Raw genomic sequence first — 1,652 nt, 5'->3', positions numbered from 1 at the left:
GCTTGGTTAGAATTAGGTGGGACAATTACTGCAGATCTAAGCTCCATTAAATCAGCTGACATCATCATTGATGGCTTGCTCGGCACGGGTATTCAAAGCGAGGTGCGAGAGCCATTCGCACAATTGATTAAAGCAGCCAACGAAAGCCAAGTGCCAGTTGTCGCTATTGACCTCCCCTCAGGCATTAATGCAGACACAGGTGTAGTACAGGGAGTTGCAATAAAAGCAGCGCTCACCGTCACCTTTGTGGGAATTAAACAAGGTTTAGTAACTGGGCAAGGACGAGCACATGCAGGGGCACTAGAGTTTAATGATTTAGGTATTGAAGATGCCTTTTTAAAACTGACATCACCCGCTGCAGAGCTTATCAACTATCAGACGCAGCCGAAGCTTCCTGAGCGCGATAATAACAGTCACAAAACCAATCATGGAAAATTATTGTGTATTGGTGGTAATGCAGGGACAGCGGGTGCAATTCGTTTGACCGCAGAAGCCGCTCTTCGGACTGGCGCAGGTATGGTGAAGGTTTATACTCACAGCAGTTCTATTTTGCCAGTCAGTATTGGTCGACCAGAATTAATGGTGACTGATACAAACTTAATTAGTGCATTAGAATGGGCAAGTTGTATCACCATCGGCCCTGGGCTTGGACAAGACACTTGGTCAGAAACAACATTTGAAACTGTCATGCAGTATTGTTTCACTAATAATAAACCTCTGGTGATTGATGCTGATGCACTTAACTTAATAGCTCAGCATGCTTCATCATTTCCATTAGCTAATACCGTTATCACACCACATCCCGGTGAGGCTGCAAGGTTACTTAATTGTCGCGCTAGCGATATTGAAGAAAATCGCTTTCATGCAGTAAAGCAGCTCGCGCGTAGCTATACCACTACTTGTGTACTCAAAGGTGCTGGCAGTTTAATTGCTGATAATAACCAAACATGGGTGTGTACCGACGGTAACCCTGCACTTGCGGTTGGCGGCAGTGGCGATGTATTAACAGGTATCATAGCGGCATTGATCGCACAGGGGCTTACTCCTCAGCAAGCAGCTTGTTTAGGTGTAACCTTACATGCAAAAGCCGGTGATATTGCCGCAGAACGTGAAGGCGAAAGAGGCATGTTACCGAGTGACTTGTTTGCGATAGTGAGGGAGTTGGTTAATGGCAGCTTTAAGCTGTAAGTTTTAAGCGATAAGACTTTAAGAACCATCTTATAAATTGTAATACTTTCCAACCTAAGCATAATTGAATAGAGCCTAGAGCCTAGAGCCTAGAGCCTAGAGCCTAGAGCCTTGGATGTTGGGGGGCTTGTGAGCTTAGCTATTAGTTTATTGTTCTATTAAATGGTACAAATGGCCTGTGTATAGTGACTTGAATTCGCATGCTATCTTCAATTCTTACTTCTCGAGCTTCATCAGTTTTTAACGCATTGATTTTTTGTTTTTTTATTTGTCTTTTCTTTTTTGGTTTTAAATTTAAATCTTCACGGTAACGCTGGTAAAGTTTTTGTAAGTTATTGCTGGTTGTAAATTGACTTTTTTGGGATTGTCTACAAATATTAATCCGCAGTTTCAGAAAAGCTCGTTTCGTCATGTCTCGGGAATGTTTTATACACCTTATAAAATTGCCTCATACTGCTTCATTA

The 1,652-nt window shown here is 42.6% G+C and carries 2 protein-coding genes; one reads left to right on the top strand and one right to left on the bottom strand.

The genetic code is table 11. The features are described from left to right. Positions 1 to 1,188 (top strand): NAD(P)H-hydrate dehydratase (locus HRU21_13455; GenBank protein ID NRA43290.1); only part of this gene is annotated, 1,188 nt, incomplete at its 5' end. Positions 1,189 to 1,330: 142 nt separating this feature from the next. On the opposite strand, the gene HRU21_13450 is transcribed toward HRU21_13455, so the two are convergent. Further along, entirely contained in the window at positions 1,331 to 1,600 is a 270-nt protein-coding gene (locus HRU21_13450) for a hypothetical protein (GenBank protein NRA43289.1), read from the bottom strand. Between the last annotated feature and the right edge of the window lie 52 nt (positions 1,601 to 1,652).

The organism is Pseudomonadales bacterium, assembly GCA_013215025.1.
In the GTDB taxonomy this organism is placed as follows: Bacteria; Pseudomonadota; Gammaproteobacteria; order Pseudomonadales; family DT-91; genus DT-91.
The sequence above is the reverse complement of the archived record's forward strand: the minus strand, read 5'-3'. Positions and strand labels throughout refer to the sequence as shown.

What these genes read in the sequence shown, in the direction of transcription:
- HRU21_13450 (NRA43289.1), bottom strand. Translation starts at nt 1,600, where the DNA reads ATGACGAAACGAGCTTTTCTGAAACTGCGGATTAATATTTGTAGACAA.